25 protein-coding genes are annotated in these 26,769 nt (G+C 72.0%); 15 read left to right on the top strand and 10 right to left on the bottom strand.

Annotated elements, in window-relative coordinates:
• The 5 genes from glgX to E1287_RS30515 all read left to right on the top strand — a co-directional run.
• Window positions 1-2,190: glycogen debranching protein GlgX (gene glgX, locus E1287_RS30535; RefSeq protein ID WP_243719545.1), on the top strand; the 2,190-nt coding region annotated here is incomplete at its 5' end.
• A gap of 4 nt (window positions 2,191-2,194) precedes the next feature.
• The gene (gene treY / locus E1287_RS44995; protein WP_243719544.1) at window positions 2,195-4,576 is read left to right on the top strand and encodes a malto-oligosyltrehalose synthase; all 2,382 of its coding nucleotides are present in this window, start codon (window positions 2,195-2,197) and stop codon (window positions 4,574-4,576) included.
• A complete protein-coding gene (treZ, locus tag E1287_RS30525) occupies window positions 4,573-6,363 on the top strand; it encodes a malto-oligosyltrehalose trehalohydrolase (RefSeq protein ID WP_131968726.1) in 1,791 nt (596 codons plus the stop codon). The genes treY and treZ overlap by 4 nt, the downstream gene beginning before the upstream one ends.
• 149 nt (window positions 6,364-6,512) lie before the next feature.
• Entirely contained in the window at window positions 6,513-7,184 is a 672-nt protein-coding gene (locus E1287_RS30520; RefSeq protein ID WP_019629095.1) for a response regulator transcription factor, read from the top strand.
• Window positions 7,185-7,286: 102 nt separating this feature from the next.
• Complete coding sequence (locus E1287_RS30515) at window positions 7,287-8,558, top strand: ATP-binding protein (protein WP_131968725.1); 1,272 nt, start codon at window positions 7,287-7,289, stop codon at window positions 8,556-8,558.
• 12 nt (window positions 8,559-8,570) lie between these two features.
• On the opposite strand, the gene E1287_RS30510 is transcribed toward E1287_RS30515, so the two are convergent.
• A complete protein-coding gene (locus E1287_RS30510) occupies window positions 8,571-9,173 on the bottom strand; it encodes a GtrA family protein (RefSeq protein WP_243719543.1) in 603 nt (200 codons plus the stop codon).
• A gap of 302 nt (window positions 9,174-9,475) precedes the next feature.
• Here E1287_RS30510 and E1287_RS30505 point away from each other — a divergent pair, with 302 nt between their 5' ends.
• Both E1287_RS30505 and purE read left to right on the top strand, forming a co-directional pair.
• Entirely contained in the window at window positions 9,476-10,642 is a 1,167-nt protein-coding gene (locus tag E1287_RS30505; RefSeq protein WP_279507459.1) for a 5-(carboxyamino)imidazole ribonucleotide synthase, read from the top strand.
• Complete coding sequence (purE, locus tag E1287_RS30500) at window positions 10,639-11,139, top strand: 5-(carboxyamino)imidazole ribonucleotide mutase (protein ID WP_243719542.1); 501 nt, start codon at window positions 10,639-10,641, stop codon at window positions 11,137-11,139. The genes E1287_RS30505 and purE overlap by 4 nt, the downstream gene beginning before the upstream one ends.
• A 35-nt stretch (window positions 11,140-11,174) precedes the next feature.
• Here the strand turns inward: purE and E1287_RS30495 are convergent, their stop codons facing one another.
• From E1287_RS30495 to E1287_RS30475, 5 genes are all read right to left on the bottom strand, one after another.
• On the bottom strand, window positions 11,175-11,594 hold the full coding sequence (locus tag E1287_RS30495) for a CoA-binding protein (RefSeq protein WP_131968722.1): 420 nt from the start codon (window positions 11,592-11,594) through the stop codon (window positions 11,175-11,177).
• Between the two features lie 62 nt (window positions 11,595-11,656).
• Entirely contained in the window at window positions 11,657-12,991 is a 1,335-nt protein-coding gene (locus E1287_RS30490) for a UDP-glucose/GDP-mannose dehydrogenase family protein (protein ID WP_131968721.1), read from the bottom strand.
• 201 nt (window positions 12,992-13,192) lie between these two features.
• The gene (locus E1287_RS30485; RefSeq protein ID WP_131968720.1) at window positions 13,193-13,930 is read right to left on the bottom strand and encodes a hypothetical protein; all 738 of its coding nucleotides are present in this window, start codon (window positions 13,928-13,930) and stop codon (window positions 13,193-13,195) included.
• 102 nt (window positions 13,931-14,032) lie between these two features.
• Window positions 14,033-14,884 carry a thioesterase family protein gene (locus tag E1287_RS30480; protein WP_131968719.1) on the bottom strand — a complete coding sequence of 284 codons (852 nt, stop codon included), beginning with the start codon at window positions 14,882-14,884 and terminating at the stop codon, window positions 14,033-14,035.
• Window positions 14,885-14,924: 40 nt separating this feature from the next.
• Window positions 14,925-16,601: an LCP family protein gene (locus E1287_RS30475; RefSeq protein WP_131968718.1), complete on the bottom strand. Its 1,677-nt coding sequence runs from the start codon at window positions 16,599-16,601 to the stop codon at window positions 14,925-14,927.
• A 211-nt stretch (window positions 16,602-16,812) separates the two neighbouring features.
• Between E1287_RS30475 and E1287_RS30470 the strand changes: the two genes are divergently transcribed.
• Entirely contained in the window at window positions 16,813-17,841 is a 1,029-nt protein-coding gene (locus E1287_RS30470) for a glycosyltransferase family 2 protein (protein WP_279507453.1), read from the top strand.
• A 102-nt stretch (window positions 17,842-17,943) separates the two neighbouring features.
• The gene (locus E1287_RS30465; protein WP_131968716.1) at window positions 17,944-18,681 is read left to right on the top strand and encodes a hypothetical protein; all 738 of its coding nucleotides are present in this window, start codon (window positions 17,944-17,946) and stop codon (window positions 18,679-18,681) included.
• A 3-nt stretch (window positions 18,682-18,684) separates the two neighbouring features.
• On the opposite strand, the gene E1287_RS30460 is transcribed toward E1287_RS30465, so the two are convergent.
• Entirely contained in the window at window positions 18,685-19,434 is a 750-nt protein-coding gene (locus E1287_RS30460) for a glycerophosphodiester phosphodiesterase (protein WP_131968715.1), read from the bottom strand.
• The gene (gene ispD / locus E1287_RS30455) at window positions 19,431-20,132 is read right to left on the bottom strand and encodes a 2-C-methyl-D-erythritol 4-phosphate cytidylyltransferase (RefSeq protein WP_131968714.1); all 702 of its coding nucleotides are present in this window, start codon (window positions 20,130-20,132) and stop codon (window positions 19,431-19,433) included. The genes E1287_RS30460 and ispD overlap by 4 nt, the downstream gene beginning before the upstream one ends.
• Before the next feature lie 86 nt (window positions 20,133-20,218).
• Here ispD and E1287_RS30450 point away from each other — a divergent pair, with 86 nt between their 5' ends.
• From E1287_RS30450 to E1287_RS30425, 6 genes are read left to right on the top strand one after another with little or no spacing between them, the layout of a single operon-like run.
• The gene (locus E1287_RS30450) at window positions 20,219-20,875 is read left to right on the top strand and encodes a DUF5941 domain-containing protein (protein ID WP_131968713.1); all 657 of its coding nucleotides are present in this window, start codon (window positions 20,219-20,221) and stop codon (window positions 20,873-20,875) included.
• Window positions 20,872-21,492 (top strand): DUF5941 domain-containing protein, encoded by a 621-nt coding sequence (locus E1287_RS30445; protein WP_131968712.1) that lies wholly within the window; start codon window positions 20,872-20,874, stop codon window positions 21,490-21,492. Before E1287_RS30450 ends, E1287_RS30445 begins: the two co-directional genes overlap by 4 nt.
• Window positions 21,489-22,232, top strand: a complete 744-nt coding sequence (locus E1287_RS30440; protein ID WP_131968711.1) for a phosphocholine cytidylyltransferase family protein — start codon at window positions 21,489-21,491, stop codon at window positions 22,230-22,232. The genes E1287_RS30445 and E1287_RS30440 overlap by 4 nt, the downstream gene beginning before the upstream one ends.
• A 52-nt stretch (window positions 22,233-22,284) precedes the next feature.
• Window positions 22,285-23,340: an iron-containing alcohol dehydrogenase family protein gene (locus E1287_RS30435; RefSeq protein ID WP_165969254.1), complete on the top strand. Its 1,056-nt coding sequence runs from the start codon at window positions 22,285-22,287 to the stop codon at window positions 23,338-23,340.
• Window positions 23,330-24,217 carry a CDP-alcohol phosphatidyltransferase family protein gene (locus tag E1287_RS30430; RefSeq protein ID WP_165969251.1) on the top strand — a complete coding sequence of 296 codons (888 nt, stop codon included), beginning with the start codon at window positions 23,330-23,332 and terminating at the stop codon, window positions 24,215-24,217. The genes E1287_RS30435 and E1287_RS30430 overlap by 11 nt, the downstream gene beginning before the upstream one ends.
• Window positions 24,218-24,240: 23 nt before the next feature.
• Window positions 24,241-25,095, top strand: a complete 855-nt coding sequence (locus E1287_RS30425; protein WP_131968728.1) for a glycosyltransferase family 2 protein — start codon at window positions 24,241-24,243, stop codon at window positions 25,093-25,095.
• Here the strand turns inward: E1287_RS30425 and E1287_RS30420 are convergent.
• Together E1287_RS30420 and E1287_RS30415 are read right to left on the bottom strand one after the other, a co-directional pair.
• Complete coding sequence (locus tag E1287_RS30420; protein WP_131968708.1) at window positions 25,092-25,730, bottom strand: TetR/AcrR family transcriptional regulator; 639 nt, start codon at window positions 25,728-25,730, stop codon at window positions 25,092-25,094. The genes E1287_RS30425 and E1287_RS30420 overlap by 4 nt on opposite strands.
• 60 nt (window positions 25,731-25,790) lie before the next feature.
• The coding region (locus tag E1287_RS30415; protein WP_165969250.1) for an ATP-binding domain-containing protein at window positions 25,791-26,769 on the bottom strand (979 nt) is incomplete at its 5' end.

The raw sequence follows: 26,769 nt of genomic DNA, 5'->3' as shown, positions 1-26,769 counted from the left end.
GTGGCTCAGGTGTGGCCGGGCGACGCCTACCCCCTCGGCGCCCGGTTCGACGGGGCGGGCACGAACTTCGCCGTCTACTCCGAGGCGGCCGAACGGGTCGAGCTGTGCCTGTTCGACGACCCGCCGGGCGACGGCGAGGGCAGCGACGAGAGCGGCGGCGGCCGTGAGACGAGGCTCACACTCCCCGAGGTGGACGCCTTCGTCTGGCACGGATACCTGCCCGGCGTCATGCCCGGACGCCGCTACGGGTTCCGGGTGCACGGCCCGTACGAGCCGCGCCGGGGCCTGCGCTGCAACCCGGCGAAACTGCTCCTCGACCCGTACGCGCTGGCCGTGGAGGGGGCCGTCGACTGGGACGAGTCCTGCTTCGGCTACGAGTTCGGCGACCCCTCGTCCCGCAACGACGCCGACTCGGCGGCCCACACGATGCGGTCGGTGGTCGTCAGCCCGTACTTCGACTGGGGCGACGACCGGCCGCCGCGCATCCCGTACCACGAGACGGTGATCTACGAGGCGCATGTGAAGGGCCTCACCGCCCGGCATCCGGACGTCCCGCCCGCGCTGCGCGGCACGTACGCGGGCCTCGCCCATCCGGTGATCGTCGATCATCTGCGCTCGATCGGGGTGACGGCGGTGGAGCTGATGCCCGTCCACCAGTTCGTCCACGACGACGCGCTGATCGGCCGCGGCCTGCGCAACTACTGGGGCTACAACACGATCGGTTTTTTCGCGCCGCACAACGAGTACGCGTCGTCCGGGCGGCGGGGCGAGCAGGTGCTGGAGTTCAAGGCGATGGTGAAGGCGCTGCACGAGGCCGGGATCGAGGTGATCCTGGACGTCGTCTACAACCACACCGCCGAGGGCGACCACCGCGGTCCGACGCTGTCGTTCCGCGGCATCGACAACCCCGCCTACTACCGGCTCGCCGACGACGACCCGCGCTTCTACGCCGACACGACGGGCACGGGGAACAGCCTGCTGATGCGCAGCCCGCACGTCCTGCAGCTGATCATGGACTCGCTGCGGTACTGGGTGACGGACATGCACGTGGACGGGTTCCGCTTCGACCTGGCCGCGACGCTGGCCCGCGACCTGCACGAGGTGGACCGGCTGTCGGCGTTCTTCGACCTCGTCCAGCAGGACCCGGTGGTGTCGCAGGTGAAGCTGATCGCCGAGCCGTGGGACGTGGGGGAGGGCGGCTACCAGGTCGGCAACTTCCCGCCGCTGTGGACGGAGTGGAACGGCAAGTACCGCGACACGATGCGCGACTACTGGCGCGGCGAGCCGGGCGCGATGCCCGAGTTCGCGTCCAGGCTGACGGGCTCGTCCGACCTGTACGCCGACGACGGTCGCCGCCCGAGCGCCTCTATCAACTTCGTGACGTGCCACGACGGTTTCACGCTGAACGACCTGGTCTCCTACGACCGCAAGCACAACGACGCCAACGGCGAGGGCAACCGCGACGGGACCGACGACGACCGGTCGTGGAACTGCGGGCGCGAGGGCCCGACCGGCGACCCGGAGATCGTGGCGCTGCGCGAGCGGCAGAAACGCAACCTCCTGACCACGCTGTTCCTGTCGCAGGGCGTCCCGATGCTGCTGCACGGCGACGAGATCGGCCGGACGCAGCGCGGCAACAACAACGCCTACTGCCAGGACAACGAGCTCTCCTGGGTCGACTGGACGCTCGCCGGGCACGGCACGCTGCTCGACTTCGTCCGGCGGCTGTCCAGGCTGCGGACCGAGCATCCGGTGTTCCGGCGGCGGCGCTTCTTCCTCGGCGACCGGCGGACGAGGAAGACCCGCGCCGCCGCGAGGCAGACCCGCGCCGCCGCGAGGCCGGAGGAGCTGCCCGACCTCGTCTGGTTCACGCCGGGAGGCGCGGAGATGGCGGGCGCGGACTGGTCGGCGGGGTTCAACAAGTCCCTGAACGTGTTCCTGAACGGCGACGCGATCTCCGAGCCCGACCGGCGGGGCAGGCGGGTCGCGGACGACTCGTTCCTGCTGCTGATCAACGCGCACGACGGAGACCTGGCGTTCACGCTTCCGCCCGCCGCATACGGGGAAATGTGGAGGAAGACCCTCGACACCGCCGACCCCTTGCTCGCCGAGGAGGAGTCGCCCGTCGTGAAGGCCCGCGAGGCCGTCCAGGTCGGCGCCCGCTCGATCCAGGTCCTGCGCCGCGGCTGAACCCATGCACGTGAAGGTCATGTCCATGCACGCCGACGACATCCACGCCGAACCCGCTCCCGAGGAACCGCTCCCCGGCGACGAACCCCCCGATGAGGAGACCGTGTCCGAGGACCACCTGGCCGAAGAGAACCTGACCGATGTCAACAGAGCCGTCCCGGCGGAGGACGAGATCGGGGGGCCGCCGTCCGGCACGTACCGGCTCCAGCTCCGCGGGACGCCGGAGGGGCGGTTCGGATTCGCCGAAGCCGCCGCGCTGGCCCCCTACCTGTCGTCCCTTGGCGTGTCGCACGTCTACCTGTCGCCGATCCTGCAGGCCGCGCCCGGGTCGGCGCACGGCTACGACGTGGTCGACCATTCCCGGCTGGCGGACGAGCTGGGCGGGTCCGAGGCGTTCGGCGCGATGGCGGCCCGGTTCCGCGCGCACGGGCTGAAGGTGCTGGTGGACCTCGTCCCGAACCACATGGCGGTCCCGGTGCCGCACGACCTGAGCCTGCCGCTCGCCGCCGTCCTCGCGGAGGGGCCCGGGTCGCCGTTCGCGAAGTGGTTCGACGTCGACTGGGAGGCGGGCGGCGGACGGATCGTCCCGCCGGACGAAGGAGAGCCCAACTACCGGCGGTTCTTCGACATCGACGGCCTGATCGGGCTCCGCCAGGAGGACCCGGAGGTGTTCGAGCGGACGCACGCGCTGCTGCTGAACCTGGTCGAGGAGGGCCTGGTGCACGGCCTGCGCGTCGACCATCCGGACGGCCTCGCCGACCCGCGCGGCTACCTGCGGCGGCTGGCGGACGCGGCCCCGGACGCCTGGCTGCTGGTCGAGAAGATCACCGAGGGGGCGGAGCGGCTGCCGCCGGACTGGCCGTGCGCGGGCACCACCGGCTACGACTCGCTCGGCATGATCGGCGGCCTGTTCGTCGACCCGGCGGGCGAGAAGCCGCTCACCGAGTACTACGTGGCGCTGACGGGCGGCCCGCGCGACTTCGACGAGGTCGAGCGCGACGCCCGCGTCCATGTCGCCTCGCACGGCCTGAAACCGGAGATCGACCGGCTGGTGCGCGTCCTCCGGAGGGTCGTGGGCGAGCAGAAGCCCGGCCTGGAACGGGCCTTGGTCGAGCTGCTCGTCGCCATGCCCGTCTACCGCGCGTACGTCGTCCCTGGGGAGGACGCGCCGCAGCAGGCCGTGGACGTCCTGGACGAGGCCGCTCGCCGTGCACGCGCGCATCTGCCAGAGGAACTGCACCCAGACCTGGAAACCGTCGTGGATCTGGCCCTCGGACGCGGCGAACGCACCGACGCCGAGTTCATCGTGCGGTTCCAGCAGACGTCAGCCCCCCTCGCGGCCAAAGGCGTTGAAGACACAGCGTTTTACCGCTGGAACCGTATGGCCGCGCTGAACGAGGTCGGCGGCGCCCCAGGCCGGTTCTCCGTCAGCGCTGAAGAATTCCATTCGCACTGCATAAGGCTCGCCCGCGACTGGCCGCTCACGATGACGACGCTGTCCACACACGACACCAAGCGGGAGGAGGACGTACGGGCCTGGCTGGCCGTGCTGTCGGAACTGCCGGGCGAGTGGGCGGACGAAGTGGAACGTTGGCGGACCTGGGGCGCCGTCCCGTCCCCACTGGAACCGGACCTCGAATACCTGCTCTGGCAGACCCTCGTAGGGGCATGGCCGCTCACCCCGGGACGCCTTGAAGAGTTCCTCGTCAAGGCGATGCGCGAGGCCAAGACACGCACTTCGTGGCTCGACGCGGACCTCGCCTACGAGGAGGCGGTCCTGGAGTACGCGCGGGGCGTTCTCGCCGATCCCGACCTGGTCACCGACATGACCTCGTTCGTCGGGCGGCTCGCTCCCTACGCGCGCGTGAACACGCTCGGGCAGAAGCTCGTCCAGCTGGCGATGCCGGGCGTCCCGGACGTGTACCAGGGCTGCGAGCTGACGGGCCTGTCGCTGGTCGACCCCGACAACCGGCGGCCGGTCGACTACGGGCGCCGCCGCGAGCACCTGTTCCGCCTCGACACCGGCCGGCTGCCGAAGGAGGTGGACGACGAGAAGCTGCTCGTGACGTCGCGGACGCTGCGCCTGCGCCGCTCGCACCCCGAATGGTTCGGGCCGGGCGCCGGGCACGAGCCGATCGCCTCCCGCGGGCCCGCCGCCGAGCACGTCATCGGGTTCGCCCGCGGCGACGCGGTCGCGCTCGCCACCCGCCTGCCCGTCGGCCTGGAGCGGCGCGGCGGCTGGGACCGGACGCGGGTGGACGTCCGCCGCCAGGGCTGGCGGGACGTCCTCACCGGCTGCACGCACATGGGCCCGATCCTGGACGCCGCCCGCGTCTTCGAGCACCTGCCCGTCGCGCTGCTCGTCCCCAGAGAGATGAACCGGTGAGCACCCGGTTCGAGGTGTGGGCCCCTCGCGCCGACCGCGTGGACGTCGTGACCCATGGCACTCAGCGCCATCCCATGGACGTCTTAGATTCTGGCTGGTGGCGAGCCGATATCCCAGACGCCGCCCACGGCACGGACTACGGCTTCGCCCTGGACGGCAGTGACGAAGTGCTCCCCGACCCGCGTTCGCCCCGGCAGCCGGAAGGCGTCCACGGGCCGAGCCGCGTCTACGACCACGAACGGTTCGCCTGGACGGACCAGCACTGGCACGGACGGCCGCTCCCCGGAAGCGTCCTCTACGAAATGCACGTGGGCACGTTCACGCCAGAAGGGACGTTCGATGCCGCAGCCGAGCGTCTCGACCATCTCGTCGCCCTCGGTGTAGACGCGGTGGAACTCTTGCCCGTCGCCGCATTTCCCGGTCACCACGGATGGGGTTACGACGGTGTTCACCTGTGGGCGCCGCACGAGCCGTATGGCGGTCCTGACGGGTTGAAGCGTTTTGTAGATGCCGCTCATGCGCGCGGCCTCGCCGTCGTCCTGGACGTCGTCTACAACCACCTCGGCCCGGACGGTAACCGCCTGGCCGCCTATGGCCCGTATTTCACCGACGTCCATCCCACCCCCTGGGGCGAGGCGGTGAATTTCGACCAGGAGGGCTCGGACGAAGTCCGCGCGTTCGTCGTGCAGAACGCGCTGATGTGGCTGCGCGACTACCACTTCGACGGGCTTCGCCTTGACGCCGTCCATGCCATCACCGACCACAGCGCCGTCCACATTCTGGAGGACCTGTCGTGCGCTGTGGCGTGCCTGTCGGCGCACCTTGGACGTGAGCTGTTCCTCATCGCCGAATCCGACCTGAACGACCCGCGCCTGGTGACGTCCAGGGAAGCGGGCGGATACGGGCTGGACGCCCAGTGGAGCGACGATTTCCACCACGCGCTGCACGCCGCGCTGACCGGCGAGCGGCAGGGCTACTACTGCGACTTCGGGCCCCTTGAGACGCTCAAGAAGGCGCTGACGAACGTCTTCGTCCACGACGGAAGCCGGTCGACGTACAGGGGACGGCGGCATGGGCGGCCGGTCGACGTCCAGAAGACGCCTGCGCACCGGTTCCTGGGTTTCCTGCAGAACCACGACCAGGTGGGCAATCGGGCGGCGGGCGACCGGATCGGAACCGTCCTGGAGTCCGCCCGGATATCCCCGTCGATGCTCAAGGCGGGCGCGGCGCTCGTGCTGCTCGCGCCGTTCACGCCGATGCTGTTCATGGGCGAGGAATGGGGCGCGTCCACCCCGTGGTGCTATTTCACCGACCACCAGGACGCGGAACTCGCGCGCGCCGTCAGCGAGGGACGCCGCCGCGAATTCGCGCGGCACGGCTGGGCGAGCCCGGTCCCTGATCCACAGGCTGTGGAAACCTTCCGGCGCTCCGTCCTCGACTGGACCGAACCCGACCGGCCGCACCACCGCGACCTGCTCGAATGGCACCGCGCCCTGCTCGCGCTCCGCCGCTCCTGGCCCGATCTGAACGACCCGCGCCTGACCGAGACGACCGTCGAGGTGGACGACGACACCGCCCGCTGGCTGATGATGTGGCGCGGCCGGGTGTGCGTCGCGGCGAACCTCGGCGGGCTCCCCGTGGTGCTCCCCGCGTCCCCTCCCGGAGCGCCCAGGCCCCGCCTGCTGCTCGCCTCAGATCCGGCCATTCGCCTGGACGCGGATAAATTCGGCGATTCCGAAACGGCATTCGTCGAGTTGCCCGGCGCGTCCGCCGCCGTGTTCGCCTGACGCCGCGCCACGCCCGGGCGGCCGAATGCCGTATGCATCCGGATTGCGCCGGATATGTGGTGTTCGAGGATGTACTATGAGTGGCAAACCGCAGGTCAAGAGCGCGGCGGCGACCGGGCAATGTTCAAGAATGGTCATACGATCGGTTCATGACCTCAGTACTGCTCGCCGAGGACGACACGTCCATCTCCGAGCCTCTCGCCCGCGCGCTGCGTCGCGAGGGGTACACCGTCGAAGTCAGCCCGGACGGCCCGCAGGCGCTGGAGCGGGCGCTCGGCGGCGGGGTGGACCTGATCGTCCTTGATCTCGGCCTTCCCGAGCTGGACGGCCTTGAGGTGGCCCGCAGGGTGCGGGCCGAGGGGCATGGCGTGCCCATCCTGATCCTGACCGCCCGTGCCGACGAGGTCGACACCGTCGTCGGACTGGACGCGGGCGCCGACGACTATGTGACCAAGCCGTTCCGGCTGGCCGAGCTGCTCGCGCGGGTGCGGGCACTGCTGCGCCGGGGCAGCACCGAGACGCCGATCGTCCAGGGGGTGCGGATCGACGCCGAGTCGCGCCGCGCCTGGATGGGCGACCAGGAGCTGCAGCTCACCACGAAGGAGTTCGACCTGCTGCGCGTCCTCGTCCGCGACGCGGGCAAGGTCGTGACCCGCGAACAGATCATGCGCGAAGTGTGGGACACCAACTGGTGGGGTTCCACCAAGACGCTCGACATGCACATTTCCTGGCTGCGCCGCAAGCTCGGCGACGACGCCGGCAGTCCCCGCTACATCACGACGGTGCGGGGCGTCGGCTTCCGGTTCGAGCGCGGCGACTAGCACCGGCCGCCGCGGTCGTGCGGGACGCCGGGGGCCTTCCCGAGAGGCCCCCGGGGCAACCGTGCCGCACGCGCCGCGGCCCCACCCTCGAAGGAGCCCCTGATGAGGCGCCGACTCCTCCTGTCGACGCTCGCGGTGGCGGTGGTCGCGATCCTGTCGCTCGGCATACCCCTCGCCTACGCCGCACACAAGCTCGTCTACGAGGAGGCCGGCCGGTCGCTGTACCGCGAGGCGTCCTCCATCGCGGGCGGCGTCGGCTTCAGCCTGGAGACGCGCCGTCCCGTCACCGGCGAGATGATCGCGCGGGAGTACCCTGGCCGGCACATCTCGATCACCCTGCCGGACGGCCGGACGCTGACCGCGGGACCGCCGCGGCGCGGACCCGTCCTCACCGCCACGCAGGCGGAGGGCGCGGTGCGCGTCCGGGTGTCGCGGCCGGAGGCGGAGGTCCGCGCCGACGCGCTGCGGCTGATGGCGCTCATCGGCAGCCTCGCGCTGCTCGGCGTCGCCGTCACCATCGGCCTGGCGATGGTCCAGGCCCGCAAGCTGACCCTGCCGCTGATCGACCTCGCCGAGACCGCCGACCGGCTCGGCACCGGCAACGCCCGGCCCCGCCGCCGCCGCTACGGCGTCCCGGAGGTCGACCGGGTCGCGGAGGTCTTAGACCGCAGCGCGGTCCGCATCGCCGACCTGGTCGCGTCCAGCCGCGAGTTCGCCTCCGACGCCAGCCACCAGCTCCGCACGCCGCTGACCGCGCTGTCCATGCGGCTGGAAGAGATGATCGAGGCCGCCGACTATCCCGACGTCGTCCGGGAGGAGGGCGCCGCCGCCGTCACGCAGGCCGAACGGCTCGTCGCGGTCGTCGAGCAGCTGCTCGCCCGCGCCCGGCACGACCGCACCGGCGGCGCCGTCGCCGCGCCCATCGACGAGATCATCGCCCAGCAGGTCGAGGAGTGGCGGCCCATCTTCCGGCGGGACGGGCGCGACGTGCGGATCGTCGGCGAGCAGGGCCTCGTCGGCATGACCAACCCGGAGGGCCTGTCCCAGATCGTCGCGACGCTCCTGGACAACTCGCTGATGCACGGTGCCGGGACCGTGACCATCCACACCAAGCCGGGCGCGAGCGGGGTGGTCGTCGAGGTCGGCGACGAGGGCGCCGGCATCCCGCCCGAGCTGGAGCCCCGGATCTTCGAGCGGAGCGTCAGCGGCGGCCGCGGCACCGGCCTCGGCCTCTACCTGGCCCGGTCACTCGCGATCGTGGACGGCGGGCGGCTCGAACTGATCCAGTCGCGTCCCGCCGTGTTCGGAGTCTTCCTCCGCCAGGCCGCGGAGGCGCGACTGGCCGCCGAGCGGGTCGTGATGGGCCCCGCCTGAATCCGGCGGGGCCTAGAGCTCGGCGTAGTCCTCGGCGGTCTGGTCGAGGGGGTGGCCGAGCCGCGGGGACGGCGCCGGGCGGCTGCCGTTCGCGCGGTGCGCGCCCGGCCCCTCCGCGGCGGGCTCGGCGGGGTCGGCAGATGGCGCCTCCGGCAGGCCGGACGCCGGGTCGACCTGCGGCGCGCTCGCCGGCAGGAACACCCACTTCTTGTACGACCAGAAGCGGAACAGCGTCGCGACGCCCGTCCCGACGACGAGCGCGGCGTTGTAGGACACCGGGCCGTCCAGCTTGAGGACGTAGTGGGTGAACCCGATGAACAGCTCCGTGATGACCAGCCCGACGCCGTTCAGGCCGAAGAACAGCACGTACTCGCGGCCGAGCCCGGTGCGGTCGCGGTGCCGGAACGTCCAGTAGCGGTTGGCCAGGTACGAGAACGTCGTCGCGAACACCGTCGCCACGGCGTTGGACGTCAGCGGCCCCACGTCGAGGCCGGTGTGCAGGCCGTTGCCGATCACGACGGTGATGACGAACGCGATCGCGCCCACGCTGCCGAACTTGGCCAGCTCCCGCACGAGGTGCGCGAACTGCCTATGGATCTTGGCGACCAGGCTCACGAAGGGGAACCGTCCTTCCGGACATCGTCTCTGCGCCACGTCCGGCGCGGCGGCTACTGCGGAGGCATCACGAGGATAGACGCATGCGACCCGTGGGACGTCGGAACATGAACGTTTCACGCCGTCCGAGCGTTCCATGCCCATAACCGAGGTTCCCACACACGGGTACGACGCGAGGGCCGGACGGTTCGTTCGTACGAACCGCCCGATAACCTTCTGACGTGACGATTCCAGCTCCTGACCGCCCGAGGGGGGGCGACACCCCACACCCCCCGGACCGGCCCCGCCGGAATGGGGAGCCTGTGGTCGGCATGGCAGGCGGCGGCCAGCTGGCCCGGATGACGCAGCAGGCCGCGATCGGCCTCGGCGTGTCGCTGCGCGTGCTCGCCGGGTCGGCGGACGATTCGGCGGCCAAGGCCGTCTCCGACGCCCGGATCGGCGACGACCGCTCCCTCGACGATCTCCTTTCGTTCGCCCGGGGCTGCGACGTCGTGACCTTCGACCACGAGCACGTCCCTGGGCCGCACATCCAGAAGCTGGAGTCGTCGGGCGTCCCGTGCCGTCCCGGCTCGGCCGCGCTCGTCCACGCGCAGGACAAGCTCGTGATGCGCGAGCGGCTCACCGCCATGGACGTCCCGTGCCCCGCGTACGTGCACCTGCACAGGTCCGCGCCGCTGCAGCTGCTGGAGGTCTTCGCCCGCGACCACGGGTTCCCGCTTGTGATCAAGGCCACCCGCGGCGGCTACGACGGCAAGGGCGTCTGGGTGCTGGACGCCCTCGACCGCGCCGCCGTCGAGCTGGTCCAGGAGCTGCTGTCCCAGGACGTCGACCTGATGGCCGAGGAGCACGTGCCGTTCACGCGGGAGCTGGCCGCGGTCGTCGCGCGCTCCCCGTACGGGCAGGGCGCGGCGTACCCGGTCGTGGAGACCGTCCAGGAGGGCGGGATCTGCACCGAGGTGATCTCGCCCGCGCCCGGCCTGCCCGCCGGCGTGGCCGCCGAGGCGCAGCGCCTCGCCCTGACCGTCGCCGCCGAGCTGGACGTCGTCGGCATCCTCGCGGTCGAGCTGTTCGAGACGGCGGACGGCCTGCTCGTCAACGAGCTGGCGATGCGCCCGCACAACTCCGGGCACTGGACGATCGAGGGCGCCCGGACGTCGCAGTTCGAGCAGCACCTGCGCGCCGTCCTCGACCTGCCGCTCGGGTCCACCGAGCCCACCGCCCCGTACACGGTCATGGCCAACGTGCTCGGCGGCGACGACCCGGACGTCTACTCCCGCTACGTCCACGTGATGGCGCACGACCCCGCCGTCAAGGTGCACATGTACGGCAAGGAGCCGCGTCCCGGCCGCAAGATCGGCCATGTGACCGCGCTCGGCGACGACCTCGCGGACGTCCGCGAGCGCGCCCGCCACGCCGCGGCCTACCTGCGCTGGGGCACCCGGATGAAGGAGCGGGAGGAACGGCCGTGACGGAGCCGGAGCCGCTGGTCGGCGTGGTGATGGGCAGCGACTCGGACTGGCCGGTGATGCAGGACGCGGCCGGGGCGCTCGCGGAGTTCGGCGTCCCGTACGAGGCCGACGTCGTGTCCGCGCACCGGATGCCGCACGACATGATCGCCTACGGGGAGGACGCGGCGGCCCGCGGCCTCCGCGTGATCATCGCGGGCGCGGGCGGGGCGGCGCACCTGCCGGGCATGCTGGCCTCGGTGACGCCGCTGCCGGTGATCGGCGTGCCCGTCCCGCTGAAGTACCTCGACGGGATGGACTCGCTGCTGTCGATCGTCCAGATGCCCGCCGGCGTGCCCGTCGCGACCGTCTCGATCGGCGGCGCCCGCAACGCGGGGCTGCTCGCCGTGCGGATCCTGGCCGCGTCCGACGAGGATCTGCGCGCCAAGATGAAGGTCTTCCAGCGGGACCTCTACGGCCAGGCCAAGGCGAAGGGCGTGCGGCTCCGAGAAAGGAGCTGAGCGCCGCCCAGCGGTATGTGGGATTGCGTCGCAGGTCAGCGGCGCAGGGCCCATTCGACGGCCGGGCAGCGGTTCATGACGACGTCGAGCCCGGCGTCCTGCGCCCGCCGCGCCGCCGCCTCGTCGATCACCTGGAGCGGCAGCCACACCGCCTTCGCGCCCGCCGCGATCGCCTCGTCCACCGCCTCCCCGGCATGCTCGGCGCGGCGGTAGACGCCGACGACGTCCACCTCGGACACGTCCGGCACCTCGGCCAGCGACGCGTACCCCTGCTCGCCGAGCACCGCCCGCGCCGCCGGATGGACGGGAATGATCCGCTTGCCGCGCTCCTGCAGCAGCCTGGCCTGGGTGTAGACCTCGCGTTCGGGGTTGTCGCCGAGCCCGACGAACGCCCACGTCTTCGACTCGTTCAGCAGCCGCCGGATCACGTCCAGGTCGGCGAAGGGATCAGACATGTCCACGACAACAGCCGTCGCGGCCCTTTGCTTCCCTTTCAAGGACGCCTTCGGGGACGCCTTCAGGGACGTCCCAGGGCCCGGTAGTTCCATCCGGCGGCGCGCCACCGCTCGGGGTCGAGCGCGTTGCGTCCGTCCACGATGTTGCGTTCGGCGACGGCCTCGGCGAGCGCGAACGGGTCCATGTCGCGGAACTCCGCCCACTCGGTCAGCAGCAGCACGACATGGGCGTCGCGCGCCGCGGACAGGGCCGAGTCGCCGTACTCCAGGGTCGGCTGGGCCCGGCGCGCGTTCCGCATCGCCTGCGGGTCGTACACCGTCACCTTCGCGCCCTGGGCGCGTATCGACGCGGCCACGTCCAGGGCGGGCGAGTCGCGGACGTCGTCGGAGTTCGGCTTGAACGCGGCGCCGAGCACCCCGACCGTCCGTCCGGCGAACGAGCCGCCGAGCAGCTTGCGGGCGAGGTCCACCATCCGGATCCGCCGCCGGATGTTGATCTCGTCGACCTCGCGCAGGAAGGAGAGCGCCTGGTCGGCGCCGAGCTCGCCGGCCCGCGCCATGAACGCGCGGATGTCCTTCGGCAGGCAGCCGCCGCCGAACCCGAGGCCCGGGCCGAGGAACTTCCCGCCGATCCGGTCGTCGTAGGACAGCGCCTCGGAGAGCTTCGTCACATCGGCGTGCGCGGCCTCGCACACCTCCGCCATCGCGTTGATGAAGGAGATCTTGGTGGCGAGGAACGCGTTGGCCGACACCTTGACCAGCTCCGCGGTCGCGTAGTCGCTGGTGATGAACGGGGTGCCGGCCGCGATCATCGTCCGGTAGATCTCGCGCAGCGCCTTCTCGGCGTGCTCGGCGGCGCCCTGGTCGGCGGGCAGCCCGGCCACGATCCGGTCGGGGTGCAGGGTGTCCTGGACGGCGAAGCCCTCCCGCAGGAACTCGGGATTCCACGCCAGGACGGCGTCGCCCCCGGCCGGGGCCGTCTTCGCGAGCGTCACGGCGAGCCGCGCGGCCGTCCCGACCGGCACGGTGGACTTGCCGACGATCAGGCACGGCCGCCGCAGCAGCGGCGCCAGCGACGCGATCGCGGCGTCCACGTAGGAGAGGTCGGCCGCGTACTCCCCGGACTTCTGCGGGGTGCCGACGCACAGGAAGTGGACGTCGCCGAACTCCGCGGCCTCCGCGTACGAGGAGGTGAACCGCAGCCGCCCGCTCGCCAGCCCCCGGCGCAGCACCGGCTCCAGCCCGGGCTCGTAGAAGGGCAGGTCACCGGCCGCGAGGCGGGCGATGCGCTCCTCGTCCACGTCGAGCCCCAGCACCTCGAAGCCCAGATCCGCCATGCAGGCCGCGTGGGTGGCGCCGAGATACCCGGTTCCGATGACCGTCAGCCGGTAGGACAAGGCCTGCTCCTCTCGCTTCGCTGTCGCCGACTAGCGGCCTCTTCCAAGAGTGCCCGCTGCGGGCGGGTCCGTGCATCGACCGCGGCAGTGTACTGGCCGGTATACGGGAGCGGTGCACCTGCCCGAATGGTACGGCGACAAGCGACAGGGTGGTGGCCGGCGGCCACCACCCTGTCGTGCTCGTTTCCCCGGTCTCTCCGGTCAGCTGTGGGAGATGTTGAGGACGACGCTGCCGTCCTTCGCCATGCGCGGGCTCAGCATCAGGCCGTTGAAGAACGCCATCGAGCCCGGCTGGGCCGCGTTGGCGGTCGTCCTCGTCGTCGAGTTGCCCTTCCTGACGGAGAAGGTCACCTGGCTTCCCTCGACGTCGACGCGGATCGGGCCCATGCCGTACTTCTTGTCGAGCGCGATCTCCTGGCCGTCCTTGACCTGGACCTCGCACCTCGCGTCCGCACAGGCCTGGAGATTGGTGCCGTCCTTGGCCACCGGCTTCTTGGCCGGCTTGTTCGGCTTGGCGGGCTTGGCGGCGGGCTTCTGCGGCGCGGCTTCGTCCAGGTTCGGCGCAGCCTGCGCGTCCTGCTGCCCCTGCTCCTGCGCGCCTGGCTGGTCCTGTGCCTGCGGCTGGTTCTGCGCGTTGGGCTGTTCCTGAGCGTTCGGCTGGTTCTGCGCCTCAGGCTGGTGATGTGCGTTGGGCTGGTCCTGCGCGTTGGGCTGGTCCTGCACCTCCGGCGGAGCCTGGCCCTCCTGCGGGGTCTGGTCGTTCGGTTGCGTTTGGGTTTCTGGTGCTCCCGCATCCGGTGCGGGCTCGGGATTGGACGCGCTGCTCGCGTCCGGCGGAGACGGCGGCGGTGCGGCGAGGGCGGCGCTTGCGGTGCCGATTGAGGCGGTCAGCGCCAGCGCGGCGGTCGTCGTGAGCAGGCCGAAATTCCTTGTCGACATTCTGTGAGCTCCTGACGAGTGACTACTCTCTGTCAACATCGATTGTTACCCACAGTGTTCGATCAAGAACACGGAGTGATGCGGCGTGTCGCCGCGGGTTTTCTACGCAAAAGGACGTTCGTCCACAAGAAGTGTTTGCAGGACGCGGCCGAATTCCCCGGACGAATCGGCCATCGTCGCGCCGCACAGAGCGCTTCCGCCTGGGCTCGCGTCCAGCGACGCGTCCATGTACAGCCACTCGCCCACGGGGTCGCGGTGCAGGGCCACCGTCATGTCCGTGTTGATGATCAGCCACTTGCCGAGGTCGAGCTGGCTGCCGACCCCGGACGCGCTGTCGGCCAGCGTCAGGGCGCGCACCAGCGGCGTGTCGTGCTCGCCCGCGACCAGCGGGATCCGGGACCGCGCCCACACCGCGGCGGGACCGGGCTCGCCGAAGGAGCCGTGGACGGGACGCCATTCCATCGCCGCGAGATAGCCGTGGACGTGCAGGTCCTCCCACTGCCCGAACGGGGGAGTGATCTCCGGGCGGGGCGGCGGCGCGGGCGCGTGGACGACGGGCTCCAGGTGGGACGGCGCCTCCATGATCCGCCACGCGCCGGCGCGGACCAGGGGACGGCCCTCATGGCCGATCTCCCCTTCGAGGTACGCGACGCGCCTGCCGGGCCGGACGACGCGGACCCCGACGTCCAGCACCGCCACCGGGACGGGGCCGAGGATCTCGATCGTCACCCGCGCGACCCGCGTCCCGGGGACGGGGTCGTGCCGCTCGAAGGCCCGCCCCATCAGGCCCGCCACGGGTCCGCCGTGCTGGAGGTCCGGGGACCACGGTCCCGCCGTGGCCGGGGTGCTCGCGAACCGCCCGCCGCCGAGCGGCTCGTAGAACGCCTCGCCAGGGGCCGTCTCGCCGGGCGCCTTTTCGGCGGGCACTGTCTCGGCGGGCACGTCGTCGCTCATGGGGCTCCCTCCAGGTCTAGAACGACATTCTAGATCAGGGTCAGCCGCAGAGCTTCTGGGTGGCGGTGTCGGTGTCGATACCCGAGGTGGGGGAGGCGCTCGGCGACGCGCCGCCGCCGGCCTCGACCTTCCGCACGCCGTCCCAGTTCCCGCCGACCATGACCTGCAGCCTCGGCCCGAGCGCGTCGATCCGTCTCAGCTTGGCGTCCGGGATCGCGGCGGCCAGCGTCTTCGCCGACTCCGCGCCCTGCGGGCCGTACTGGATCTGCGTCGTCTGCAGCCCGCGGCGCGCCACGCCGGGCACGACCGTGGTGCGGAAGCCCAGCTCCCGCAGCTGCCCGCCCGCCTTCGTCGCCAGCCCCGGCGTGCCGATCGCGTTCAGGACGCGGACGGAGATGTCCTCCGGCGCCACCGTGAGCCGGTCCTCGGGCTTCTGCGTCGGCGTCGCGGTCGGCTTCTTGGTGTGCTCGTCCAGCGGCTGGTCCCGCCGGATCCTGGTGAACAGGTCGCGCGCCTTGTCCTGGTTCCACTGGACGACCGACTGCGGCGCCGGCGAGTTCCACAGGACGGCGTTGTACCCGGGATTGGCGAGCGGGATCTTCGCGAACGTCAGGTCGTCGGTCTTCAGGTCCTTCATCTGCTCGGCGAGTTCCGGCAGGTTGTCGGCCAGTTCCGAGTCGACGCGCAGCGACTTCAGCGACGCCTTCAGGAACCGCGTCGACTTCACCGGGTCGCTGAGCGTCTTCGTCGACAGCGCCTGCTTCATCATCGACGCCATGAACTGCTGCTGCCGGTCGATGCGGCCGAGGTCGCTGCCGTCCGACAGCGTGTAGCGGGCGCGGGTGAACGACAGCGCCTTCAGGCCGTCCACGTGCGATTTTCCGGCGGGGAGACGCAGACCGCTCTTCGGGTCGTTGATCGGCACCTCGGTGCACACGTCGACGCCGCCGAGCGCGTCCACCATCCGCACGAACCCGAAGAAGTTCACCTCGACGTAATGGTCGATGGACACGCCCGTCGCGCGCTTGACGGTGCTGACCGTGAGGTCGGGCCCGCCGAACTGGTACGCCCAGGTCAGCTTGCCCGGACGGGCCGGGATCCGCGCCCCCTTCGCCCCCTCCGACCCGTTCGACTTGTGCGCCGGGATCATCACGTACGAGTCGCGCGGCAGGTTCACGACCGACACGCTGTCGTGGTCGCGGGAGATGTGGACCAGCATCATGGTGTCGGACCGCTCGCCCGGCTGGTGCCCGAGCTTCGCCGCCTTCTGCTGCTCCCGTGTCAGCCCGTCGCGACGGTCGACCCCGGCGACCAGGATCGTCATCGCGCCCTTCGGGGCGTCCTTGCCGCGGCCGAGCCCGCCGACCGACACCTCGTCGATCAGGCCGGTGACGTAGTTCTGGAACGCCCACGCGCCGCCGGAGGTCAGCAGGACGACCACCGACATCGTCCCGGTCAGCGTCAGGAACCGCTTCTGCCGCCGCGCGCTCATCGCCGCCCGCGGGCTCAGCCCGCGGCCCGGCCGGCGCGGGCCGCGCGGGCCCTCCACCGAGACGCGCGGCGCGGGCATCCCCTCGATGGTCACGCCCTCGATGTCGCCGTCCGCCGCGGGGCCCGCCGCCCCCTGCGCGCCCGGACGCGGCCGGAAATAGCGCTCCAGCGGGTCGGCGTCCGGCGGGTCGCCCGCGCCGGGACCCGAGTCGTACCCGTCTGCCATGCCGGCCGCCGCCTCCCGAAGACGTCGTTCTGACGCGATTCCCCACCACTCTAAAGTGGGGGACACCCGTCCGTTCGCTACCTGGACCTCGTGTCCGTGCAGTAACGTGGCGCCGTCTTGCCCACTCTGCGCCCCGCGAGCACATATGAACCCGTCTCCCCATGCCCAGAGCGCCACGAAGCAGGAAACGAAACGAGAAACCCAGCACGCCGTGAAGCCCCGCAGCGATTCCGGTGAACGCACCTGGCCCGCCGTGTCGGTGGTGATGCCGGTCCTCAACGAGCAGCGGCATCTGGCCGACGCCGTCCGCGGCATCCTGACCCAGGACTATCCGGGCGAGCTCGAACTCGTCCTCGCGGTCGGGCCGTCCCGCGACCGGACCGAGGAGATCGCCCGCAAGCTCGCCACCGAGGACCCGCGCGTCCTGGTGGTCGCCAACCCGACCGGCCGCACCCCGCAGGGCCTCAACATCGCGATCAAGGCGTCGCAGTACTCGATCATCGTCCGGGTGGACGGGCACTCGCTGCTCCCGGCCGACTACGTCCGCGCCGGGGTCGAGACGATGGAGGAGACCGGCGCCGACAACGTCGGCGGGATCATGGCGGCCGAGGGCGTCACCGCGTTCGAGAAGGCCGTCGCGCGGGCGATGACGTCCAAGCTGGGCGTCGGGAACGCCCGCTTCCACACCGGCGGCGAGGCGGGCGACGTCGAGACCGTCTACCTCGGGACGTTCCGCCGCAGCGCCCTCGACCGCGTCGGCGGCTACGACGAGACGTTCACCCGCGCGCAGGACTGGGAGATGAACCACCGCATCCGCCAGACCGGCGGCCGGGTGTTCTTCACGCCGCGGATGCGGGTCACCTACCGCCCGCGTCCGAACCTGCGGGCCCTCGCCAAGCAGTACTTCCACACGGGCCGCTGGCGGCGCGTCGTCGGGCGCGAGCACCAGGGCACGCTGAACTTCCGCTACCTCGCGCCGCCGATCGCCGTGGTCGCGATGGCCGCGGGCGCGGTCGCGGGCGCGTTCGGGTTCTGGCCCGGCTGGATCGTGCCCGGCGGGTACGCGGCCGCGATGATCGCCGGAGCCGCCGTGGAGGGACGCGGGCTGCCGCCGTCCGCCTGGCTGCGCCTGCCGCTCGTGTACGCCACCATGCACGTGACCTGGGGCGTCGGCTTCCTGACGAGCCCGCCGCGGCTGGGCCAGCCCTCACCGGTCAAACCCGGCGAATCCGTCCAGTAACGGGCGGAATTCTCAAATCACCTCCGAACCGGCGTGCCTTCCCGCCCGTCTCAGGGTTAGGTTTGGCGGGATCTCGCCGCCGACCCGGTTTGGAGGGTGGCCATGTCCAACGGAGCACGCCACGGCCTGGGAGCGCTGATCGGCCTGGTCGTGACGCCGATCATCGCCGCCTGCCTGATGTACGGGACGACGAAGCTGGGCCAGTTCGCGCGGATCCTCGCCTTCCACGGCAGCGACCGGTGGGTCGGCGCGGGCGTCATGCTCGTCGCGGCCGTCCTCATCGGCCTCGTGGCGGGGTCGCGGACCTCGCCGCTGGCGTCGCTGATCCCCGGTGTCGCGTACACGGCCGTCGGGCTCATGTGGCTCCTCGCGCCGCGCTGGAGCTTCGAGCACGCCGGACGCGACATCCTCCCCGACGATCTCGGCCGCGGATACTTCACGCTCGCTCCGTTCGGCATCTTCCTGGTCCTCGGCGTCGCGCTCGTGGTGGCGTCGGTCGCGCCGTCCCGCTGGCAGGCGCGTGCCGGTGCAGGTGCCGCGCCACGGTACGGGGCGCCGCCGCCCGCGCCGATGGGGCCTCCTCCCATGCACGGCGCTCCGCCGCAGCACATGGGAGCGCACCACCAGCCGCCTCAGGCCCCGCAGGCTCCGGGGCAGAGTTCGCCGCCCTGGCAGGGGACGCCCCAGTACGGCCAGGCGCCCGCCGCGTCCAACCCGCCGCCGCTGCCGCCCGCGCCGCCCGCGTCCGAGCCGCCGAAGCCGTCCTCCGGGAGCGGCAGCAGGTCGGACGATGACGACGAGCCGGGCGACTGGACGCGCATGTACGGCGGCAACCGCTGAGAATCAGAGCGCCGCGAGCACGCCGGGGACATCGTTGACGACCATCGCGTCGAACCCGGCCGCCGCGTAGCCCGGCGCGGTCTCGACGGTCGGGCACCAGACGATGGTCTCCAGGCCGGCTTTGTGTGCGACGTCCACGCAGTGCTCCAGGGGGCGCAGGCGTGTGTCGGGATGCTCGATGCCGCAGGACGCGGTGTGCACGCCGACGGCGTCCAGCCCCAGGCCTGCCGCGGCCGGGACGGCGTGCCACAGCGGGAACCGCAGCCACGTCAGCAGACCAAGCGGGACGCCGGGCAGCTCGTCCCGCAGGAACGTCAGCAGGGACGGGTCGAACGACGTGACGAGCAGTCTGCGCCGCTCCGCCTCCCGCTTCAGCACCGGCAGCAGCAGCGCGCCGGTGCGGCGGGACGGGGCGTCGACCGCGTCCTCTAGGACGGTCTTGACGTCCACGTCGACGGCGACGTCCGGAGGCAGCGCGTCGAAGACGTCCACGAGGCGGGGGAGCCCGGTTGCGGTGGCCGCCAGATCCACCACATGGTCGCCCTCGGACGTCGTCGGGTCGTGCCGCAGGACGAGATCGTCGTCGGCCGTCCGCGTCACGTCGATCTCGATCCAGGTCAGCCCCGCCTTGACGGCCGCGAGCATCGACGGCAGCGTGTTCTCGGCGACGGGCGTCTCCGCCCCGGGTGGCGTGAGGTCGCCCGACCCGTAGCCGCGGTGGCCGATGACCGTGGGGGTGCTCTCGAAGATCAAGGGGTGTCCTCGGTGGCGAGATGCTCGGCGACTACGGCGTCGAGGGGCTGGGTGACCTTGAGGTTGCGCTCGCTGCCCGCGACCACCCGGATCGGGACGTCCGGCAGGTAGCGGTGCACGATCCCGCAGTCGTCGGTGGCCCGCAGCTCCGGGTCGGCGAGCGCCAGCTCGTACGCCTTGCGGATCGTGCCGAGCCGGAACCCCTGCGGGGTCTGGAACCGGCTCATCGTCTCGCGCGGCGGCATCGAGACGACCAGGCCGTCCTCGACCACCACGATCGTGTCGGACGAGGGCACGCCCACAGCGACGGCGTCATGGGCGTCCAGCGCGTCCAGGACGCGGTCGATCACCGGGGCGTCCACGAACGGGCGCGCCGCGTCGTGGAACAGCACCCGCGCGTCGTCGGGACGGTCGTCCAGCACGCGCAGCGCCGCGACCGTGGACGCCGTCCGGGTGTCGCCGCCCTCGATGACGGCCGCCGTCTTCCGGAACGGCGCGGCGATCGCGGCGGCGGCCCGCAGGTGCGCCGCCGCCATCACGACCACCACCTCGCCGATGCCGGGATGGGCGTCGAACGCGCCGACCGCGTGCGCCAGGATCGGCCGTCCGCCGATGTCCATGAGCTGCTTGGGGCGCCCGGCGCCCATGCGCGCGCCGACCCCGCCGGCGAGCACCACCGCAACCGTCCGCGTCGCCATCTCTCCTCGGTTTTCCACGACACTCGGTCATCGGGCCACTACGCTGTGCACCCTGCCCTTAGCTGTCCCGACCGGCCGGAGGCCCGATGCTCCAGGCGCCGCTGCGCGATCGGCCGGTCACGCTCAAGGTACCGGACCACGTCCCGGACCACCCCGCGATCATCCGCCCGGACCGAGAGGTCGAAGCCGTGGACGACGGCAGCGCCTGCGCCACCACGCCGGACACCGTATCGGCGATCTCTCTGGCCTTCGCGGTGCTCGCCGCCGTGTGGTTCTCGGACGGCACCCGCGGCGGGCTGATCGCCGGGGCGCTGCTGCTGTGCGCGTCGCTCGTCCTCGGGGCCTTCCGGCCGGACGGCGTCCTCGACCGGGCCGGGGAGTTCGCGGTGTACGCGGGCCTGACGGCCGGTGCGGCCGGAGTCGCCCTGCCAGGCGCGAACCTGTGGTGGGCGGCGACGGGCGCGGTGGCGCTGATCTCCGTCCGGGACATGGTGGACGCGTCGTACGCGGCGACCCGGACCGCCCGCTGGAAGCCGTCCGGCCAGGGCGCTTCTCGGCGGAGCGGCGTGCTGCGGCGCGTCGGGAGGGGCCTCGGGCTGCCGACCGGCGAACGGCTCGCGCTGGTCTCGATCACGGCCGCGGTCGCGGGTGCCCGGCCGACGTTCGCCGTGCTCCTCGCGTGGTGCTCGGCGGCCGCCACCGTCGTCCTGGCCGGACGCGCGGCAAGGTCCCTCGTGCGATGAGGGCCGCCCTGAGCACCAGAACCCTGTGGGCCTTCCGGGACGACGGCCCGGCTAACCGCGCGCTCGGCCGGATGGCCGCCGGACGGCTCCCGCCGCTGCCGGCCGCCGTCCTCGCCGCCGCCGCGACCGGCGTCCTGCTGGCCCTGCGCGCGGACGGCGGACCGGCTCCCGCGCTGTTCGCCCCGGTCGTCGTCCTGCTGCTGACCGGCGCGTCCTCCGGGCATCCGCACAGCGGGCGGCTGGACTGGCTCGCACCGCCCATCTTCCGCGGGATCGAGTATGGTTACCTCGCCGTGTTGGGGTTCGCGCAGTCCGTGTCGGCGCCGCTCGTCTACGTGCTGATCGCGGTGCTCGCGCTCCACCACTACGACACCATGTGCCGTGTCCGCCGGGGGGTCCGGCCGCAGGAGTGGGTCGTCCTCGCCGGGCTCGGCTGGGAGGGCCGGATGCTGCTCGTGGCCCTCGCGGGCCTGTCCGCGTTCCTCCCGTTCGCGTACGCGGCGCTGGCCGCCTACCTTGGCGTGTTGTTCGGCAGTGAGAGCGTCCTCACGTGGACGCGGACCGGCCGCGAGCGCGGCCCTGGCGTGATGGTCGACCTGGAAAGAGGGAAAGCATGATCGGCATGGTGCTGGCGGCGGGCGCGGGCCGGAGGCTGCGGCCGTACACCGACACCCTTCCCAAGGCCCTTGTCCCCGTGGTCGAGAACGCGGACGGCGCGACGACCGTCCTCGACATCGCGCTCGGCAACTTCGCCGAGGTCGGGCTGACCGACGTCGTCATCGTCGTCGGCTACCGCGCGGAAGCGGTCGAGGAGCGCAAGGCCGGGCTCGAGGAGCGGTACGGCGTGTCCATCACGCTGGTCCACAACGACAAGGCCGAGGAGTGGAACAACGCCTACTCCATGTGGCTGGCTCGGGATCACTTCTCCAAGGGCGTCCTCATGGTGAACGGGGACACGGTCCATCCGGTGAGCGTCGAAAAGACACTATTGGCCAACCGCGGGCCGGACATCCTCCTCGCCGTGGACGATGTGAAAACTCTCGCTGACGAGGAGATGAAGGTCATCCTCGACGCGGAGGGGTGCCTGAAGACCATCACCAAGCTCATGGACCCGTCCACCGCAGACGGCGAGTACATCGGCGCCACGCTCATCGAGCCCGCCGCGGCCGAGCCGCTCGCCGACGCCCTCAAGGCCACCTGGGAGCGGAACCCCGACCTCTACTACGAGGACGGCTACCAGGAGCACGTGAACCGGGGCGGGCGCATCGGCGTAGCTCCGATCGGCGACGTCGAATGGGTCGAGGTCGACAACCACGACGACCTGGAGAAGGCCCGCAGGATCGCCAAGGGCTACTGACCGGAAGCACGGGACGACCCGAGCGAGGAGGCACATGCCCCTGCTGACGCGGATGCTGAACGCGCCGCTGTCCATCGACGTGCGGCGCGGCGCCGTCGCGGGCCTCGGCGAACTGCTCGCCGACCGGCGGATCGTCACCGAGGGACGGGTCGCGATCGCGGTCGGCCCCGGGCAGGGCGACCAGATCGCCGAGCACGTCCGCCCGTCCCTGTCGGCCTGCGAGGTGTACCGGGTCGAGGACGGCAGCGTCGACGCGGCCGTCGGCCTGGGCGCCAGGCTGCGCGCCGGGTCGTACGAGGCCGTCGTCGGGATCGGCGGCGGCCGGACGATCGACGCCACCAAGTACGCGGCGACGCTGTCCGGCATCCCGATGGTGTCGGTCGCGACGAACCTGTCCCACGACGGGATCTGCTCCCCGGTCGCCTCGCTCGTCCACGACAAGGGCAAGGGCTCGTTCGGCGTGGTGATGCCGCTGGCGATGGTCGTCGACCTCGACTACGTGCACGCCGCCCCGCCCCGCCTCGTCCGCGCGGGGATCGGCGACGTGGTGAGCAACTTCTCCGCCGTGGACGACTGGCTGCTCGCCGCCGAGGAATGTGGCGAGCGCGTCGACCGGATGGCGCTGACCGTGGCGCGCACCGCCGCGGAGGCGCTGCTGCACCAGCCCGAGTCGATCGAGTCGGACCGGTTCCTGACCGTCCTCGCCGAGAGCCTCGTGCTGTCGGGGATGGCGATGGCGTTCGCCGGCGACTCGCGCCCGGCGAGCGGCGGCGACCACGAGATCCTGCACGCCATCGACCAGCTCTTCCCCGGCACCGCCAACCACGGCGAGCTGGCCGGGATCGGCGCCGCGTTCTGCTACCACCTGCGCGCCACCCATCTCGGCGCCGGCGCGGACCGGCTGGCCGAGATCCTCACGTGCCTCGGCCGGCACGGCCTGCCGCGGTTCCCCGGCGACGTCGGGCTGTCGGTCGAGCAGTTCGCCGAGGCCGTCTGCTTCGCCCCGCAGACCCGCCCCGGCCGCTATACGATCTTGGAATATCTCGGCCTCGACAAGGGCGCGACCCTCAAGGCGGTGGAAGAGTATGTCCAGGCCCATGGAGGCTGAGATCCCCGGACGGAGCCGCACCCCCGAACCCCCCGGCGACGCCGAGCCTCCCGGCGGCGGGCCTGCCGACGGCGAGCCGCGGCCGCATCGCAAGGGCGCCTCGGTCGCCGACGTCCGCCGGTACGGGCAGCCGCCCGGCCTGAAGGACCGGCGCAACGAGGAGCACTGGGCCGGACGCCTCTACATGCGCGACCTGTCTCCGTACTTCGCATGGATCGCGCTGCGCCTCGGGTTCAGCCCCAACCAGCTCACCTACCTGATGATGCTGAGCGGCGTCGCCGCCGGCGTCGTGGTGTCGCTGCCCGCGTCCCCGCTGTGGACGGCCCTCGCCGGCGCCGTCCTCATCCAGCTCTACCTGCTGCTCGACTGCGTGGACGGCGAGGTCGCCCGCTACCTGAAGCAGACGTCGGTGGCGGGGGTGTTCCTCGACCGCATCGGCCACTACCTGTCCGAGGTGTCGCTGCTCATCGGGCTCGGCTTCATGGCGCAGGGCGGCTGGGAGAGCGGCGGCTGGGCCGAGCTGGGCCTCGTCGCCGCGCTCGGCGCCGCGCTGATCAAGGCGGAGACCGACAACGTCGTCGTCGCGCGGGTTAAGTCGGGCCTGCCCGCCGACCCGTCCGGCGGCGACCGGGCGCTGCGTCCCCGCTCCACCGGCATCGCCCTCGCCCGGCAGGCCGCGTCCATGCTGCGCTTCCACCGCATCATCGGCGCGGTCGAGCTGTCGCTGCTGATCCTCGCCGCCGCCGTGGTCGACCGGGTCTTCGGCACCGACGGGCCCGTCGCGGTGCGCGCCCTCATGGTCGCGGTGGCCGCCGTCGCCGTGCTGCAGACGCTGCTGCACCTGGTCAGCATCCTGGCCTCGCGGAGGCTGAAGTGAAACTCTCCGTCGTCGTGCTGACCATGGGGAACAGGCCGGACGAGCTGGCCCGCGCGGTCCGCAGCGCCCTGGAGCAGGACCACGTGGACGTCGAGGTCGTCCTCGTCGGCAACGGCGTCGACCCCCTCGGCGGCCACGCCGACGTCGCGCCGTTCGACGACGAGCGCGTCAAGGCCCTCGCCCTGCCGAAGAACGTCGGCATCCCCGCCGGGCGCAACCGGGGCGTGGCGGCGTCCTGCGGCGACGTCGTCCTCTTCCTGGACGACGACGGCTGGTACCGCTCCACCCGCCTCGGCACCTACCTGCGCGACCGGTTCTCCGCCGAGCCCGATCTCGGCGTCATCTCGTTCCGCGTCCGCGATCCCGAGGGCGGGCGCGGCGAGCGCCGCCACGTGCCCCGACTGCGTGCGGGCGACCCGGAACGTTCCTCCGCCGTGACGACGTTCCTCGGCGGCGCCTGCGCGATCCGCCGCACCGCGTTCGACGCGGGCGGCGGCCTCCCCGAGGACTTCTTCTACGCGCACGAGGAGACCGACCTCGCCTGGCAGATCCTCAACGCCGGGTACCGCATCGTGTACGACGCGTCCGCGGTGATGTTCCACCCGGCCGTCCTGCCGACGCGGCATGACATGTTCTACCGCTACAACGCCCGCAACCGCGTCTGGCTGGCGCGCCGCAACCTCCCGTGGCCCCTCGCCCTCACTTACCTAGCGGTGTGGGTCGGCATGACCGTTCTCCGGGAACGCAAGCCGAGCGCCCTCAAACCGTGGTTCAAGGGCTTCACGGAGGGCTGGCGCAAACCGGCCGGGCCCCGCCGTCCCATCTCTTACCGAACCGCGTGGCGCATGACCCGCACGGGACGTCCGCCCATCATCTAGGGGCGGGTGACGGCGGCGAGGATTAAGCGGGTCAGTTCGGCGGTGATGTCGTCCAGGGGGATGTCCTGGTCGCGGGCGGACCAGTGGTGGACCAGGTTGTTGATGGCGCCGATGATCGCGATCATGGTGAGGCGGTAGTCGCGGTCGACGGCCTCGCCGCGCCGGACGGCCTCGCGGGCCATCGCGAGCAGCGCGTCCTCCCACTGGCCGCGCCAGCTCAGCCGGTGCCGCTCCAGGCCCGCGCTCACCCCGATGACCTCGACGAACGCGATGCGGGCCCAGCGGGGGTCGCTGGCGGTGACGGTGACGAACGCGCGGACGGCGCGCTCCACCCGGCTCGCGAGATCGGCGTCCGCGGCCTCGGCGAACGCGGTGGCGAGCGCCTGCGAGGCGCGTTCGTTGATGGTGCGGTGCAGGGCGGTGAGCAGTTCCTCGCGTCCGGAGAACTCCTCGTAGAAATTGCGGGTCGACACGCTCGCCGTCGCGCACAGCCGTTCGATGGACGTGGCCGCGTAGCCGCGCGTGCCGAACAGTTCGAGACCGGCCGCAAGCAGGCGCTCCCGCCGTTCGGCGCGGCGCTCCTCGGCTGACCGGCCGCCGTAGCTCCGCCTGGGCGCGGGATTCCGGCCGCTCATCGATCTCCGTCCACCCGTGCGAATGGGGCCAGCGTCAGCCTAACCCGCGCGGGGCCGGGCTCAGTCCGCGAAGAGCATGCCGCGCCATTCGGGGTCGGCGGTGAGGACGGTCAGCCGCTGCGTCGCCCGGGACACGGCCACGTACAGCACGCGCAGCCCGCGCGGGGACTGCGCGGCCACCGTCTCCGGCGCGACGATCACCGCCGCGTCGAACTCCAGGCCCTTGGCCTCCAGGACGTCGAGGACCTGGACGCGTTCCGGCAGCCCCGCGGCGAGCCGGTCCCGGTCGGACGCCGTCCAGGCGGTGGCGGGCTCACGGGGGCCGGGCTCGTCGAACAGGGACGCCTGCCCGCCGGACTCCTCAAGGGGCAGCGGGACGATGACGCCGATCGTGCCCTCGACCTGGCCGAGCAGCTCCTCAGCCGCCTCCCGCGCGGCGGCCGGAAGGCCGGGTTCCGGGACGACCCGCGCCACCGGCTCGATGCCGGACGTCCGGACGGCGCGCGCCGGGCGGGCCTCCGGCAGCGCGACCGCCAGCACCCGTGCGGACACGGCGGCGATCTCGGTCGAGTTGCGGTAGTTGGTGGTGAGCTCGTACTCGTGCCGGACGCGGGTGGGGGCGGGCTTGCGGGCGGCGCCGCCCGACCTGCGGCGTCCCCGGCCGCGGCCCCGGGACCCGGAGGCGGGCCGCTCGCCGCCGAGCGCGATCTCCATCGCCCGGCGGGCGGCGTCGAGATCCTCCCAGGCGCTCTGGGCCGGGTCCTCGACGATGGTCCAGCTGGCCTGGCGTCCGCGGCGGCCGAGCATCCGCCACTGCATGGGTGAGAGGTCCTGCGCCTCGTCCACGACGATGTGGGCGTACTCGGGGCGCTCCTCGACCACGCCGTCGTCGACGCGCCGCGACCGCTCCAGCCGCTCGATGGACGTGGTCAGCTCCTGCATCTCCGGCTCCCACGTGTCGTCCACGACGTCCTCGCCGGTGAGGATGTTGACGCCGTCCACGACGAACGGGTCGTCGTCGGCGGGGGCCGGCCTGCGG

Origin of the sequence: Actinomadura sp. KC06, assembly GCF_004348735.1 — a bacterium.
In the GTDB taxonomy this organism is placed as follows: domain Bacteria; phylum Actinomycetota; class Actinomycetes; order Streptosporangiales; family Streptosporangiaceae; genus Spirillospora.
Note: the sequence above shows the minus strand (reverse complement) of the source record. Positions and strands in the feature narration are given on the sequence as shown.